Annotated in this window: 8 protein-coding genes and 1 pseudogene; 3 read left to right on the top strand and 6 right to left on the bottom strand. The window is 73.4% G+C overall.

The window, feature by feature from the left end; all coding sequences use genetic code 11:
* From ACWDR0_RS32190 to ACWDR0_RS32170, 5 genes are all read right to left on the bottom strand, one after another.
* Positions 1-396: AMP-binding protein (locus ACWDR0_RS32190; protein ID WP_456355356.1), on the bottom strand; the 396-nt coding region annotated here is incomplete at its 3' end.
* A gap of 8 nt (positions 397-404) precedes the next feature.
* Entirely contained in the window at positions 405-1,442 is a 1,038-nt protein-coding gene (locus ACWDR0_RS32185; RefSeq protein ID WP_456355355.1) for a TauD/TfdA family dioxygenase, read from the bottom strand.
* Between the two features lie 101 nt (positions 1,443-1,543).
* Positions 1,544-2,362 (bottom strand): thioesterase II family protein, encoded by an 819-nt coding sequence (locus ACWDR0_RS32180; protein ID WP_456355354.1) that lies wholly within the window; start codon positions 2,360-2,362, stop codon positions 1,544-1,546.
* Positions 2,359-8,733: an amino acid adenylation domain-containing protein gene (locus tag ACWDR0_RS32175; protein ID WP_456355353.1), complete on the bottom strand. Its 6,375-nt coding sequence runs from the start codon at positions 8,731-8,733 to the stop codon at positions 2,359-2,361. The genes ACWDR0_RS32180 and ACWDR0_RS32175 overlap by 4 nt, the downstream gene beginning before the upstream one ends.
* A 237-nt stretch (positions 8,734-8,970) precedes the next feature.
* The gene (locus ACWDR0_RS32170; protein WP_456355352.1) at positions 8,971-10,350 is read right to left on the bottom strand and encodes an AAA family ATPase; all 1,380 of its coding nucleotides are present in this window, start codon (positions 10,348-10,350) and stop codon (positions 8,971-8,973) included.
* Positions 10,351-11,070: 720 nt separating this feature from the next.
* Here ACWDR0_RS32170 and ACWDR0_RS32165 point away from each other — a divergent pair.
* Positions 11,071-11,268 (top strand): hypothetical protein, encoded by a 198-nt coding sequence (locus ACWDR0_RS32165; protein ID WP_456355351.1) that lies wholly within the window; start codon positions 11,071-11,073, stop codon positions 11,266-11,268.
* 487 nt (positions 11,269-11,755) lie between these two features.
* Here ACWDR0_RS32165 and ACWDR0_RS32160 read toward each other — a convergent pair whose 3' ends face one another.
* Complete coding sequence (locus ACWDR0_RS32160) at positions 11,756-14,941, bottom strand: AfsR/SARP family transcriptional regulator (protein ID WP_456355350.1); 3,186 nt, start codon at positions 14,939-14,941, stop codon at positions 11,756-11,758.
* A 220-nt stretch (positions 14,942-15,161) separates the two neighbouring features.
* Between ACWDR0_RS32160 and ACWDR0_RS32155 the strand changes: the two genes are divergently transcribed.
* Both ACWDR0_RS32155 and ACWDR0_RS32150 read left to right on the top strand, forming a co-directional pair.
* Entirely contained in the window at positions 15,162-15,488 is a 327-nt protein-coding gene (locus ACWDR0_RS32155) for a nuclear transport factor 2 family protein (RefSeq protein ID WP_456355349.1), read from the top strand.
* A gap of 45 nt (positions 15,489-15,533) precedes the next feature.
* Positions 15,534-15,616, top strand: a pseudogene (locus ACWDR0_RS32150) (tRNA methyl transferase PRC-barrel domain-containing protein); the annotation flags it as partial.

Here is a 15,616-nt window from a genome sequence, read left to right as displayed (position 1 = left end):
GGTGCCGGGGGTGACGACGGCGTCGGCGCCGGAGTCCTCGATCAGATAGCGGCGCCGTTCGGCGGGCAGCTTGGGATCCACCGGCAGATAGGCGGCGCCCGCGGTGAGCGTGCCGAGCAGCGCGGCGACCAGGTCCGCGCCGCGCGGCAGGCAGAGCGCCACCACGGACTCGGGGCCGATGCCGTGCCCGGCGAGGGCGGCGGCGATCCGCGCGGCCTCGGCGCGCAGTGCGGTGAAGTCGAGTTCGCGGTCGGCGGCGACCACGGCGGTACGGTCCCCTGGGGCGGCGGCCAGCCGGTCCAGCAGATCGCGGGGCTCCCGGTCCGGGACCGCGACGGGGGCGGCGGACGGGGCGGGGGACGGGGCCGCGGAACGCTCGGGCAGCAAGGTCGTCATGGCGGTGGTCACTCCCCGTGGACGGTGGTGGACGGCTGGGTGGCGGGGGAGCAGTCGGCGAGCGCGACCGGCTCGCCCATGGCGACGAGGATCTTCCGGTCGCCGGTGAAGGACTCCCGGCCGTGGGCGCAGAGGATGTTGTCGACCAGCAGCAGATCGCCCACCTGCCAGTCCTCGCGGACCGTCACCCGGTCGTAGACCGCGTTGACGGCGTCGACCTCCTCGTCGGTGAGCCGGGTCCCGTCGCCGAGGTAGGTGTTGAACGGCAGCCCGTCCCGGCCGTACGTCTCCTCCAGCACCTCGCGGACGTCCGGGTCGAGGGTGCGGCTGTTCCAGAACGCGAAGTGGTTGAACCAGACCCGCTCCCCGGTGACGGGGTGTGTGACGATCGCCGAGCGGCGCTGCCGGGTGACGAGGGAGTCGTCGTCCAGCCACTCGTACCCGATGGTGTTCTCGTCGCAGTAGGCCTCGGCGACCGCCTTGTCGTCGGTGGCGAAGGTCGTGTACCAGGGCAGCCCGGCCAGTTCGGAGTAGTTGCGTACGAGCAGCCAGCCGGCCTTCTCGAAGCGGGCCCGCAGCCCGTCCGGGAGCAGTCTCAGGGCCTCCCGCATATCGCCGGTCGTGGTGGCGCCGCCGCCCTTCGCGGGCGCGGTCACGCAGCCGAACAGCAGTAACCCGGGGAAGTCCAGGGTGTAGCTGTTCTCGTTGTGCAGCCGGATCGGCTGGGCGGCCGGGAGGTCGGTGGAGGAGAACACGCCCTCGCCGAAGTCGGTGCGGGGGGTCGCCTTCTCCTTGTATCCGGCGCGCCGGTCGATCAGCGCGTCGCGGACGGTGGCGAACGAGACGGCGTCGCGGACCGGCAGTCCGCGCAGCATCACCGCGCCGGAGCGGTGCAGCTCCGACTGGACGGCCGCCCGGTGCTCGATGAGCCAGTCGGCCGCGGCTTCGGCGGAGTCCTGGCGGGGAATGGTCATGATCGCGGGCTTGCCGGGCTCGCGGATCACGGTCGGTCCGCCCAGCACGGGGGCGTCGGCATAGGTGGTCATCGGTGCAGTCCTCTGCGTCGGAAGGGGCGCGGAATCGGAGAGCGGAAGGGAAGGGAAGGGAAGGGAACGGAAGGGGCCGGGCCGGGTGACGGCGGCCGGGGTCAGGCGGCGGAGGCGGCGAGCTCTCCCGGAGCGCCCGCCGCGGGCCGTGCGCCGTCACCGAGCACGGTGTCGAGCAGGGCGAAGAAGGCGGGCAGCTGCTGCTGGAAGTAGAAGTGGCCGCCGGGCAGTACGTGGACGGCGAACCCGGCCCCGGTGATCTCGGCCCAGCGGTCCAGCGCCGCGACCGGCACCACGGGGTCCCGGTCCCCGCCGATGACGGTGACCGGGCAGTCCACCACGGCCTCCGCCACGGAGCAGCGGTACACGTCGTCGATGGCGAAGTCGGCCCGGATCGACGGGATGATGATCTCGCGCAGCTCGGGCTCGTCGAGGATCCCGTCGTCGGTGCCGCCCCGCTCCTTGATGGCGGCGACCAGCTGGTCGTCGTCGAGCCGCTCCGGGTACACGGCGCTGGGGTTCGGCAGGAACGGCGCCCGGCAGGCCGATGCCACCAGGGCCCGCGCGGGCCGTCCGGCCGCGGTGAGCCGCCGGACCACCTCGAAGGCGACCAGCGAACCCATGCTGTGGCCGAGGACGACCAGATCGTCCGGCAGGTCCCCGGGGAGCGCCGCGGCCACCGGCCCGGCGAGATCGGCGATGGTCTCCGGCAGATCCTCGGCATAGCGGGCCCCGCGGCCCGGGTACTGGCCGATCAGCAGCCGTACGTCCGCGGGCAGATGCTCGCGCCAGTCGGCGTAGGCGTGGGCGTTGCCGCCCGCGTGCGGCAGCACCAGCAGCGCGGTCCGCTGCGGGCCGTCGCCGGGCAGGTCCCAGACGATGTCGTCGGCGTTGGGGAGGGAGGAGGCTCCGTCGGTCATGAGGTGATCCGTTCCTGGTCGGTGCGGCGGCGCAGGACGGGCCTGGCGCGGCGCGGTTCGGGGGCGGTCGTGGTGTCGGCCGGGCCGGTTTCGAGGTACGCGGCCAGCCGGGCGGGCGTCGGGTGCCGGAACACGTCCCGGAGGGTGAGCGTCAGCTCCAGGGCGCGGCTCAGCCGGTTGGCGAGCCTGGCGGCGACCAGGGAGTGGCCGCCGAGGGCGAAGAAGTCGTCGTCGGGGCCGGGCGGGACATCGGTCCCGAGGGCGTCCCCGAAGGCCGCGCAGACGGTCCGCTCCAGTGCGGTCCGCGGCGGCCGACCGGCGGCACCGGCGGTCTCGGGCCGGGGCTGCGGCAGGGCGAGCAGAGCCTGTTTGTCGATTTTGCCGTTGGGGGTGAGGGGGAGTTGGTGGTGGGTGGTGATGTGGGTGGGGATCATGTGGTCGGGGAGGTGTTGGCGGAGGTAGGTGCGGATGTCGTGGGGTGTGGTGGTGGTGTTGGGGGTGGTGGTGATGTGGGCGGTGAGTTGGTTGTTGGTGTGGGTGGTGGTGGCTTGGGTGATGTGGGGGTGGGTGGTGAGGGTGGTTTCGATTTCGGTGGGTTCGATGCGGAAGCCGCGGATTTTGATTTGGGTGTCGGTGCGGCCGGTGTAGTGGAGGTTGCCGTGGGTGTCCCAGTGGGCTTGGTCGCCGGTGCGGTAGAGGCGGGTGCCGGGGGGTCCGTAGGGGTTGGGGGTGAAGCGGGTTGCGGTGTTGGTGGGTTGGGTGAGGTAGCCGTGGGCGATGCCGTGGCCGGTGAGGTAGAGCTCGCCGGTGGTTCCTGGGGGGACGGGTTGGAGGTGGTGGTCGAGGATGTAGGCGTGTTTGTTGGTGAGGGGTTTTCCGATGGGTGTGGGTTGGGTGTTGGGGGTGTTGGTGGGTTGGGGGATGGTGTGGGTGGTGGTGAAGCCGAGGGATTCGGCGGGTCCGTAGCCGTTGGTGATGGTGAGGTGGGGGTGGTGTTGTTGGAGGGTGTGGATGTGGGTGGGTGAGGCGGGTTCGCCGCCGGTGTAGACGGTGTGGGTGGTGGTGAAGGTGGTGGGGTGTTCGTCGGTGAGGTAGTTGAAGAGGCTGGAGGAGAGTTGGAGCATGGTGATGTGGTGGTGGGGGGTGAGGTGGGCGATGAGGGCGGGTTCGGGGCGTTGTCCGGGTTGGAGGACGGTGGTGCCGCCGTGGAGGAGGGCGCCCCAGAATTCGAGGCTGAAGGCGTCCCAGGAGACGGGTGAGCACTGGAGGAAGGTTTCGGTGGGGCCGAAGGTGCAGTAGGTCTGGCCGGTGACGGTGGAGGTGAGGTTCCGGTGGGAGGAGAGGATGCCCTTCGGGCGTCCTGTCGACCCGGACGTGAACATCACACAGGCGGGATCCTCGGGTCCGAGAACGGTGTCCGGTGCGCTCGCCGGGAGATGCGACAGCGGGGTGTTGTCCAGCGGGACTTCGGCCCAGGGACCGCTGAGCCGTCCGCTCTGCTCCCCCGCGGTCACCAGGGCGGCGATTCCGGCGTCGCGGGCGGTGTCGCCGAGCCGGAGGTCGGGGTAGTCGGGGTCGAGCAGGGTGTAGGCGGCGCCGGTCTTGAGGACGGCGAGGATGCCGGTGGCCAGGGGGAGTGAGCGGTCGACGAGGATGCCCGCCAGGTCGCCGCGGCCCAGCCCGGTGGTGGCGCGCAGATGGTGTGCCAGCCGGTTGGCCTCTGCGTCGAGTTCTCCGTACGTCAGATGCTCTTCGCCGAAGACCACGGCGACGGCGTCCGGGCGGATCCGGGCCTGTTCCTCGAACCGCTCGGTCAGCGGCCGTTCGTCGACCGGAGCCGTCGCCCCCGTCCACTCGTGCAGCACCAGCCGCCGGTCCCGGGCGGACATCGGATCCAGCCGGGAGAGCGGCAGCTCCGGTGCGGCGACGGCCTGCTCCAGCGTCCGCCGTACCATCGCGACGATCCGCTCCGCGGAGGCCCGTTCGAAGACGTCGTCGTTGTAGAGCACCGTGCCCGCCAGGCCGTCCGGCTCGCCGTCGGCACCGCCCGTGTGCAGCAGGAACTCCAGGTCGAACTTGACCGCCCCGGTCGCCACCGGCAGGACCGGCCCGCTGCGGACCCCGGGAAAGCCGGGCGCCGGCGCCGGGCCGTTCTCCACCGCCAGGCAGACCTGGAACAGCGGATGCCGGGCCAGTGACCGCTGCGGATTGACGGCCTCCAGGACGAGGTCGAACGGGGCGTCCTGGTGGGCGAAGGCATCCAGGTCCGTATCGCGCACCCGGCGCAGCAGCGCCCGGAACTCCGGATCGCCGGAGGTGTCCGTCCGCAGCACCAGCGTATTGACGAAGAACCCCACCAGCCCCGCCAGTCCGCTGTGCGCACGGCCCGCCACGGGTGAGCCCAGCGGAATATCGGTGCCCGCGCCCAGCCGGGTCAGGGTGGCGGCCAGCGCCGCCTGTACCACCATGAAGGGCGTGCACCGTTCGGCGCGGGCCAGCCCGGTGATCCGGCGGCCGAGGTCCGCGCCGAAGTCCACCGCCACGGCACCGCCGCGCCCCCCGGCGACCGGCGGCCGGGGCCGGTCGTGCACCAGGCCCAGCTCCTGCGGCAGCTCCGCGAGGGCCCGCCGCCAGTACGCGAGCTGCCCGTCCAGCACCGGACCGGTCAGTGCGGACCGCTGCCACAGCGCATGATCGGCGTAGGCGAGGGGAATCGGCGCCGGGTCGGGGCTCCGTCCGGCGAGCCGGGCCGTGTACGCCGCCGAGAGGTCCGCGAACAGCGGGCCCAGCGACTGCCCGTCCGTGGCGATGTGGTGCAGCACCAGCAGCAGCACGGCCGACTCCGGTCCGGTGCGCAGCAGCGTCACCCGCAGCGGAGCCTCCGCCGCGAGGTCGAAGACATGTCCGGCGGCGGCCGTCAGCTCAGGCTCCACCGCCTCCGGGGCGATGTCGCGCACCTCGAAGGGGGCCGCTCCCACCGGGTCCACCAGCTGGCAGGGTTCGCCGTCCAGGACGGTGATCCGGGTCCGCAACGGTTCATGGCGCTCCATCACATCGCGGACGGCGGCCCGTAGCGCGGCCGGGTCCAGCGGCCCTTCCAGCCGGACCGACAGGGGGACGTTGTAGGCCGTACCGCCGCCTTCGAGCCCGTTCACCAGCCACAGCCGCTGCTGGGCGAAGGACAGCGGAAGCCGATCGGGCCGCGGTCCGGCGACCGCGGGCGGCGCCGGTGCGGCGCCCCGGCCGGTGAGCTCCGCAAGCTGTTCGGCGAGCCGGGCCGGAGTGGGCCGGCGGAAGACGTCGGGCAGGCCCAGCGGGGCGTCCAGCGCCGACGACAGCCGGTTGGCGAGCTTGGCGGCGAGCAGGGAGTGACCGCCGAGGGTGAAGAAGTCGGCGTCCGCGGACGGCGCTTCCGCGAGGTCCAGCACCTCCGCGAAGAGGGCGCAGACGATCTCCTCCAGCGGGGTGCCGGCGGTCCGTCCGCTCTCCTCGGCCGGGGGAGGGGCGAACCGGGACAGTGCGCGTTTGTCGATTTTGCCGTTGGGGGTGAGGGGGAGTTGGTGGTGGGTGGTGATGTGGGTGGGGATCATGTGGTCGGGGAGGTGTTGGCGGAGGTAGGTGCGGATGTCGTGGGGTGTGGTGGTGGTGTTGGGGGTGGTGGTGATGTGGGCGGTGAGTTGGTTGTTGGTGTGGGTGGTGGTGGCTTGGGTGATGTGGGGGTGGGTGGTGAGGGTGGTTTCGATTTCGGTGGGTTCGATGCGGAAGCCGCGGATTTTGATTTGGGTGTCGGTGCGGCCGGTGTAGTGGAGGTTGCCGTGGGTGTCCCAGTGGGCTTGGTCGCCGGTGCGGTAGAGGCGGGTGCCGGGGGGTCCGTAGGGGTTGGGGGTGAAGCGGGTTGCGGTGTTGGTGGGTTGGGTGAGGTAGCCGTGGGCGATGCCGTGGCCGGTGAGGTAGAGCTCGCCGGTGGTTCCTGGGGGGACGGGTTGGAGGTGGTGGTCGAGGATGTAGGCGTGTTTGTTGGTGAGGGGTTTTCCGATGGGTGTGGGTTGGGTGTTGGGGGTGTTGGTGGGTTGGGGGATGGTGTGGGTGGTGGTGAAGCCGAGGGATTCGGCGGGTCCGTAGCCGTTGGTGATGGTGAGGTGGGGGTGGTGTTGTTGGAGGGTGTGGATGTGGGTGGGTGAGGCGGGTTCGCCGCCGGTGTAGACGGTGTGGGTGGTGGTGAAGGTGGTGGGGTGTTCGTCGGTGAGGTAGTTGAAGAGGCTGGAGGAGAGTTGGAGCATGGTGATGTGGTGGTGGGGGGTGAGGTGGGCGATGAGGGCGGGTTCGGGGCGTTGTCCGGGTTGGAGGACGGTGGTGCCGCCGTGGAGGAGGGCGCCCCAGAATTCGAGGCTGAAGGCGTCCCAGGAGACGGGTGAGCACTGGAGGAAGGTTTCGGTGGGGCCGAAGGTGCAGTAGGTCTGGCCGGTGACGGTGGAGGTGAGGTTCCGGTGGGAGGAGAGGATGCCCTTCGGGCGTCCTGTCGACCCGGACGTGAACATCACACAGGCGGAGTCGTCCCCCGTCAGTACCGATTCCGGGCGGCTCCCCGGCCGCGCCGCGATCGCCGCGGCCTCGGCGTCGACCCGGACCACCGGCCAGGGCCCGGGCACCCGGTGCGCATGGCCCTCCGTCGTGACCAGGGCGGCGATTCCGGCGTCGCGGGCGGTGTCGCCGATCCGGAGGTCGGGGTAGTCGGGGTCGAGGAGGGTGTAGGCGGCGCCGGTCTTGAGGACGGCGAGGATGCCGGTGGCCAGGGGGAGTGAGCGGTCGACGAGGATCCCCGCCAGGTCGCCGCGGCCCAGCCCGGTGGTGGCGCGCAGATGATGTGCCAGCCGGTTGGCCTCTGCGTCGAGTTCCCCGTACGTCAGATGCTCTTCGCCGAAGACCACGGCGACGGCGTCCGGGCGGATCCGGGCCTGCTCCTCGAACCGCTCGGTCAGCGGCCGCTCGTCGACCGGAGCCGTCACCCCCGTCCACTCGTGCAGCACCAGCCGCCGTTCGCTCCGGTCCATCAGCTCCAGCGCGGACAGCGGCTCCTCGGGCGCGGCGAGCGCGGTGCCCACGAACCGTACGAAACGGTCCTGGTGCGCGGCGACGGCGGCCGTGTCGCAGGACTCCGGAGCCGCGTCGAAGTCGATCCGCAGCCCGTCCTCCGGCCCCAGGTCGTAGACCGCGACCGCCAGCCCGTCCACCGGCCCGTTCCCCAGGTTGTGCAGGGTGGTCGGCACACCGAAGGACCGCATCCCCGGTGCGAACGCCATGATGTTCAGCTGCAGGGAGACCGGCGGCCGCCCGGGCGCGCCCTCCGGGCCCAGCTCCTCGAACCGGGTCCGCTGCCGTCGCAGCCCCTGCCGGACCTCGGTCACCACTGCCCCCAGCAGCCCCGCCAGGGTGCCGCCCGCGGGCACCGGGAGCCGCAGCGGAATGATGTTCGACATCATTGCCGGGGTGCTGCGGGCCGTCTCCCCGGTCCGCGCCCGTACCGGCAGTGCCAGCGTCAGCTCCTCGGCGTCCGTTCCGGAGGCCCGGTGGACATAGGCGGCGACCAGGGCGATCACCGCCCTGGTCCACGGCGCCCCGTACGCGCGGGCCGTCTCCCGCAACTGCCGGGCGTACGGCGCGGGGAGGGTCACCGTACGCCGTACGAACGGCAGCGAACCGGGCGGTACGGGCGCCGAGCGCCCCCCGGCGATCCGCGCGGCCGGCGGCGGGTCCGCCGTCTTCGCGATCCAGTACGCCCGGTCCTCCGCCGCCTGCGGCGACTCCCGGTACCCGGTCTCCTCGGCGATCAGCTCCGCCAGCGAACCGAACGGCGACGGCCGCCACGGCCTCCCGGCCGCCGCGTCCTCGTACAGCTCCGCCAGCCGGGCGCCCAGCAGGGACCGCGAGGCGCCGTCGACGACCAGATGGTGGAAGCCGTGGAAGGAGAACCACAGCTCCGCACCGGCCTTCACCAGGGCGTGCCGGGTCAGCCAGTCCGCCGCCAGATCGAACGGGCGGGCGAGCTCGGCCGCCATCCAGTCGCGGGCCGCGGCGGCCGGGTCCTCGGCACCGCTGAGGTCCACCAGCGCCATTTCCTGGTCGCCCGGGTCGGTGTGCAGGGTCTGCCAGGGGCCGTCGCCGTCCGCGCCGACACCCCGGATCCGCATCGCGTCGGTCTCCACGGCGAGCTGCCGGAACGCGGCCCGGACCAGCTCCGGATCGACCCGGCCGCGCAGCTCCCGGTACTCGCCGATGTTGTAGCGGCGGCCGGACGGATCCAGCGTGTGGGCCAGCCAGATCTCGCGCTGGGCCGCCGACAGCGGCAGCCTGACGGATGCCTTGGGAGACATACGGTCGCTCCTCGGGGACGGGCCGGCGCCACGGGCTCGGCTCGGCGGATGCGAACCGGCCCCGCGTACGGGCGGAGCGGTCCGGCGGTTCGGCGTGCGGATGCGGTGCGACTGCGAGGTCCCCGGCCGGTCCCGCCGGTCCGGTCTGCCGGCCCGGTCCGCCGGGAACTCGCTGAGCCCATCCAATCCGCGCCGTCCGCCCCCGGGCGGCAGTTGTCCCGGCACTCCGGGAGCAGTTCAGACGGCGGCAGTTGCCTGCGGCGCGTCCACCGGGGCCCCGGTCACCAGCGCCCTGACCAGCGCCGGCACCCGGAAGCGGGCCGGGCCCTCCTCATGGGCCGCCCGGACCAGCCCCGACAGCAGCAGCTCCCGCAGCAGCCGCCCGCACTCGTGCAGACTGCCGCCGGTCAGCGCGGTGAGCGCGGGCAGCCCGAAGCCGTCGGCGACGGAGTCCGGGCCCGGCGCGGCGCACAGGGCGCCGAGTACGGCGCGCGGCCCCCCGGGCAGCCGCCCGATCCGGCCGTACAGGGAGTCCCGGAGCCGGTCGTCCCGGCCGCCGAGATGGTCGAGGAACGCCGCCGGATCCACCGCCAGCGTGTCGCAGAGCGCCGCCAGATCGGAGACGACCAGCCAGGAGGCGGCGGCCGACAGCGCCCCCGGATGTCCGTCGAGGAGCCGGCAGATCCGTACCGCCCGCTCCCGGTCGGCCGCCGTCACCGCCGGTGCCGCCAGCACCCGCCGCACCTGGTCCAGGAACATCCGCACCGCGGGCTCGCGGTCGTCCCCGGCCGGCTGCGGACCGTCCGCCGCCCCCCGGGTGTTCGCGGACGGCACGGGCAGCGGGCAGAGCAGGAAGAGCCGTTCACCGGGGGCCTGCCACGGCTCGTCGGAGGTCACCAGCAGTCGCAGCCCCGGCACCTCGTGCAGCAGCCGGGTCAGCCGGTCGGCGCGGGGCGCACCGGCCGGGGCGCCGTCGAGCACCAGCAGGACCGGCCCCTCGCCGAGCAGGGCGCTCGCGGGCTCGCCGCCCGCGGGCTCCCGGTGCGGTAACCCGGCGGCGTACAGCTCCGACACCAGGCGGTCCGTCAGCTCCGCCCACGGCCCGGGAGCCGTCGCCACGTATTCGCGCGCCGCGCCGGGAAAGGCGTGCCACAGCACCGGCATCCCGGTGCCGTGCAGCGACTCCGCGACGGCCAGCGCCACCCGGGTCTTGCCGACACCGGGCAGGCCCACCAGATGCACCAGCCGTTCCCCGCCGTCCGGCGCCAGCTCCCGTACCAGGGTGGCGGTCTCGGTCTCCCGGCCCACCAGCGGCTTCGGGGCGCTCGGCGGGGCCGGGGGGCCCGCCGGGGCTCTGCCGGTACGGCCCGGACGGGCGGCGTCCTCCAGCGCGGCTCTGGCCCGCGGCCCCAGCCGGAGGGCGTCCGCCATCAGCCGTACCGTGTCCGTACGGGGGCGGGTGGCGCGGCCGTGCTCCAGATCGCGGATCGCCCGCACACTGATCGTGGACAGGTCCGCCAGCTCCCGCTGGGTCAGCCCGATACGGAGCCGATGAGCCCGTATCAGGGCTCCTACCAGAGAATCCGTGCCGTTTTCTGCGAGGTGCGCGGGGTTCATGGGTGCTCCCTTAACGGGGATGGGGAGTGATACGTCCCATCGTCGGGAGCGCGCTATCGCGTCACCATCGCCCCGCCGCCCGGCACCCCGGGGGGCGCGGCGGCCGGACGGACGGTCCGCTATCACCACGGCGGCGCGGAGCCGCGGCGGAGCACTCCGGCCCTTTTCCCGGACGGGCCGGTGCCCCGGGCCACTGGTGGTCCAGGGACATCCGTGACCGCTGTGACGCGGGGGACGGCGGTGGGTCCGGCCGTGGACCGTGGCCGTCCCCCGGCGCAAGGAAAAGCGGCCGCGGACCGGGCGGTACGGAGCGCCTGCACGGCGTCCGCTATCACGGCCCTCTCCAGGGGCCGTTCGGCCGGCCGCCGCGGATCCCCCGGGCGCCCCGGGCCGGTGCCCCGAACCCCCCGTGCTCTGCCGGGAATCCGCAGGCCGGAGCCGGTCCATCGCGATACGGCGCCCTCGCGGGCCGGAGAGCGGGCGGGCCCCGCGCCGAGCCGGAACCAGAGCTTCCGGCAGGGCTGCGGCGAGGGCGGAACGGACCGCTCCAAGGGGTGGAGCACCCCGGTCCTTTCCCGGTCCCGTACGCCCTCCCGCGCCGTGATAGCCGGGCGATAGGAGCAGGGCCGGTCCGGCGATTCCGCCCGTTTCTAGCGTGGTGCCCACAACGAAGGAACGCCCCGCAACCAGCGGGAACGCCCCGACCGAAGGGAAACGACCATGGCTCTCGCCCAGGCCCTCCGCACCGCCGCCGTCACCGCCGCGGTAGCCGCCGCCGCACTGCTCGGCGCCCAGGCGGCCCTGGCCGGCGAGGCGGCCCCGGCGGGCGCCGTCTCCGCCCCGGCGCAGGAGGCCGGACCGGCCCCGGCCCCCACGCCGACTCCCACCCCCACCCACGCGAACAACCCCTGGGACTGAGCCCGGTACGGACGCCCGCACCTCCGCCCGCAACCTCCGCCCACGACCTCCGGGAGGCACCGCCGTGAACGACCCCTGGGACTGAGCCCCGATACGGACGACCGCCCCGACCGCCCGCGACCTCCGGGAGTGACCGTGAACGACCCCTGGGACTGACACCCGCGACGTACCACCGCTCGCCCCGCACCTCCGCACCTTCCGTCCACGACCTCCGGGAGCGACTGCCGTGAACGACCCCTGGGACTGACACCCGCGACCGACGACCACCCGAACCGCCCCGGGCCACGACAGGCCCCCGGCCCCGGACCGCGCAGCAACCGGCTCGCCCGGTCACCCGGTCCCCGCCCCTCCCTCCGGCGCCCCGTGACGGCGCCCCCGGCGAAGGCCCCGAACCGCTCCCGCCGCACCGCCGGTCACCGACCGGATGCCCCGGGACCCGTTCCCGCCCGCCGGATCCCTCCCCGAGCGCCCCGGCCGCCCAACCGCCTCAGCCGCTCGCCAGCAGCTTCTGTGCCTCCGCCAGCTCCGGCTCCATCCGGCGGTCCCTGAAGGCCCGTGCCGCGCTCCGCAGCAACTCCCGCGAACGGTCCCGGTCACCCGGCCCGCCGTCCGACGCGAGCAGCTTCGCCAGGTCCAGCCGTACGAGTGCGGCCCCACCGTGGTCCATGATCCGCTCCCGGATGCCCAGCGCCAGGTCCAGACAGTCCCGCGCCGCCGCGTCCTGGCCCATCCTGGCTTGCGCCAGCCCCAGGTCCCGCAGCAGATGGCCCTCCCCGATCACGTCCCCGCTGTCCCGGCAGAGCTCCAGGACCTCGGTGAACGTCGCCACCGCACGGCCCAGTTCGCCCTGCTGCTGCTGGAGCTGACCGGCCCGGCGCAGGGCCCGCGCCTGGCCGCCCGTGTAGCCGACCAGCCGGTAGATGCCCAGCGCCTCGTCCAGCCTGCGCTGCGCGGCCGAGCTCTGCCCCCGCAGCATCCAGATCTGGGCGCTCTGGGTGAGCACGATGGCCCGCCCCACCACATCGCCCGACGCGTCGAAATCCCGCAGCGCCCGGTCGTACAGCTCCAGGGCCTCGTACTCGCGCCCGACGAAACGTTCCAGCAGGGCCAGGTCGCGATGGCAGAGACCGAGCCCCTGCCGGTTCTCCAGCTCGGTGAACAGCCCCAGCGCCGTCGTCAGCGCCGCCCGCGACTCGTCGTACTGACTGCGGCTCAGATAGAGCGAGCCCAGCGAGGCCAGTACGGCCGCACTGCCCCGCTGATTGCCCGCCGACCGCGCCACCCGCAGCGCCAGCTGGTGCGTCCGCTCCCAGTGGTCGAGATAGCCGCGCGTCTCGAAGAGGGTGACCAGCGTCGTCGTCAGATCCCAGCACACCTCGTCCAGTTGCTCGGCTGCCGCGTGCTCCACCGCCTGCACCAGATGGGCGTGCTCGCTGTCCAGCCACTCCATCGGGTCGGCCAGCAGCTCGTCCACATGCGCCGCGGGCGGCAGCCAGCGCGGCGCCGAACCGTGCAGCACCGTGAAGTCCCCTCCGTAGACCCGGCGGTGGGCCTCCTCGGCCAGCGCCATCCAGCAGCCGAGCATCCGGTCAAGCGCCGCCGAACGGGTCGCCGGGGTGTCGTGCGCGGCCAGCTGCTCCCGGGCGAAGACCCGGATGATCTCGTGGAAGCGGTAGCGGAAACCGCCCGTCGACTCCATCCCGACCACATCGAGCATCTGGACGTCGACCAGCGGCTCCAGCAGGTCCGACGGGAAGGGCCGGCGGTCGTCGAGCAGCGCCCCGGCGAGCCAGCCCGGCAGGCTCGGGCCCTGCGCCAGGCTCAGCAGCCGCAGCAACTGCCGGTCGGCGGGCCCCAGCCCGTCGTGCGTCAGGGACAGGCTCGCCCGCATCGTCATCTCGCCGTGCGTCAGCTCGTCCAGCTTGTGCCGCTCGTTCGCCAGCCGGTGCACCATCGACGCCAGGGTCCAGTGCGGCCGGGCCGCCAGCCGCGCCGCCACGATCCGCAGCGCCAGCGGCAGCCCGCCCACGGTCCGGATCAGCGCCCGCGCGGCGACGTCCTCACCCGCCACCCGCTCCTCGCCGATCACCCGGACCAGCAGCTCCAGGGCCTCGTCGGTCTCCAGAACGTCCAGCTCCACCCGGTGCGCCCCGGGCAGCCCGGTCATCCGCACCCGGCTGGTGACCAGCACCGCACAGCTTCCGCCGCCCGGCAGCAGTGCCCGTACCTGGCTCTCGGACGCGGCGTCGTCCAGCACCACCAGCACCCGCCGGGACGCCAGCAGCGTCCGGTACATCTCGGCACGCTCGTCGAGGGACTCGGGGATCACCGGGCCGGGGATCCCGAGGGCCCGCAGAAACCGCCCCAGCACCTCACCCGGGGTCGCCGGGGCACCGCTCGTCCCGCGCAGATCGCAGTAGAGCTGGCCGTCGGCGAAGTGCGCCTCGCCCACCCGGTGCGCGACATGCGTCGCCAGCGTCGACTTGCCGGTACCCGGCTTGCCGACGATCACCACCAGCCCCACCGCCCGGCGCCCGCCCGGCCCCAGCAGCGTCCGCTCGATCTCCGCGACCCGGGCGGCGTGGCCCGTGAAGTCGGCCGTGTCGGAAGGCAACTGGCGCGGCACCTCGGCGGCGGGGACGGGAGCGGGGACGGCCGGGGACTCCGCCGCCGCGGACCGGGGGGCGTCCCCCGGCACCGCGGGCCCGGACCCGCCGTCCCCGCCCGGTAACGCGCGGGCGCCCGCACCGTCCGGGACACCCGACGGCCCCCGCGAGGCCGCCGCACCACCCCCGGAATCCGCCGCGCCCGCGTCGCCCGTGCCGGTACCCGTGCCCGGGGCCCGGCCCGGCCCGCCGTCCGCCCCGGTACCGGCGAACCGCGGCGGCGGAACCTCCCCGGCGAGAATCGCCGACTCCAGACTCCGCAGCTCCCCGCCCGGCTCCAGCCCCAGCTCCTCGACCAGCAGATCCCGGCCCAGCCGGTAGACGTCCAGCGCCTCGGCCTGCCGGCCCGAGCGGTACAGCGCCAGCATCAGCTTCCCGCGCAACTGCTCCCGCAGGGGATGCTCGTGCACCAGGAGCTGGATCTCTCCCACCAGCTGGTGGTGGCGGCCCAGCTCCAGCTCCAGGTCGATCCGGTGCTCGACGGCCGTCAGCCGCTCCTCGTCCAGCTGTCTTGCTTTGCTGCGCAGGGTGTCGCTCGCGATACCGCCGAGGCAGTCCCCCTGCCACAGCCCGCCCGCGGCCCGCAGCAGCTCAACCGCCTCGGCCGCGCCCCCGGGCCGCTTCGCGACCAGCCTGGCATCGGCTATCCACCGGGCGAACAGCACCGCGTCCACCGAACCGTCCTCCGTCTTGAGGACATAGCCGGGCGGCCGGGTGGTGATGGCGGCGGCCACGCCCGGGCCGCCGAACAGCTTCCGCAGCTTCGACACACAGATCTGCACCTGGGTCCTGGCGGTGTCCGGGGGTTCGTCCTCCCAGATCAGATCCACCAGATAGTCGGTGCTGACGACCCGGTTCGCCTCCAGCAGCAGCGCGGCGAGGATCACTTCCTGACGCCCGGGCGGAATCCGTATCTGTCCCTCCGGCCCCTGTACCTGGAGCGGCCCGAGAATACGGAAGACCACGGTGTCGGGGGTCCGGTGATCCCCGCCGGGCGATAAGTCCACAGTCTCTCCCAGCAAGGAACACGTCCGACCAACAGGAACCGTGCCGAAAAGACGTGCAGGACACGTATACCGACAGTTTTCCTGATCATCTCCACTGTTGTAAACGGTGTCCGTATACCGGTGGCGGCGATAGGACGGCGATAGGCCGGGGTTGTGCGGGCGGCGCACGCTGACAGCAGCTTCCGCCCGTCCGCGGGGCGGTCGTACGAAAGGACGTGCCATGAACAGTCGTCACCCGAGGAAACTGCTCCCGAGCAGTGTCGTCACCGACTCCGGGGTCGACCATGTCCGGCTGGCCTACCACTACCTCGACAGCGGGGATGTGGACGGCTACCTCTCCCTGCTCGACGAGGACGCCCGCCCCGAGACTCCCGCGCCGGGCTGCCGCCACCGCATCGACCGCATCGTGGCCTCCGGCGACTGCGTGGTCGCGATCGGCCGGGCCGGCCCCCAGCAGGTCGACTTCGTGGATGTGTTCACCCTCTCCGACGAGGGCATGCTCCGCAGCCGCCGCCGGTACGCCGACCCCCGGGCCGCCACGCGCTGACGGCCGCGGCGGCGGACCGCCACCGCGGGCAGGGGCCGCGCCGGGCGCGGCTTCACCATCGGCCAGCGCAAGGGCCTGCGGATCGGCCGTCCGGCACCGGACGGCAAGCCGCGGTACGTCCTCGACAT

It is taken from the genome of Streptomyces sp. NPDC003691 (genome assembly GCF_053981115.1).
The sequence above is the reverse complement of the archived record's forward strand: the minus strand, read 5'-3'. Positions and strand labels throughout refer to the sequence as shown.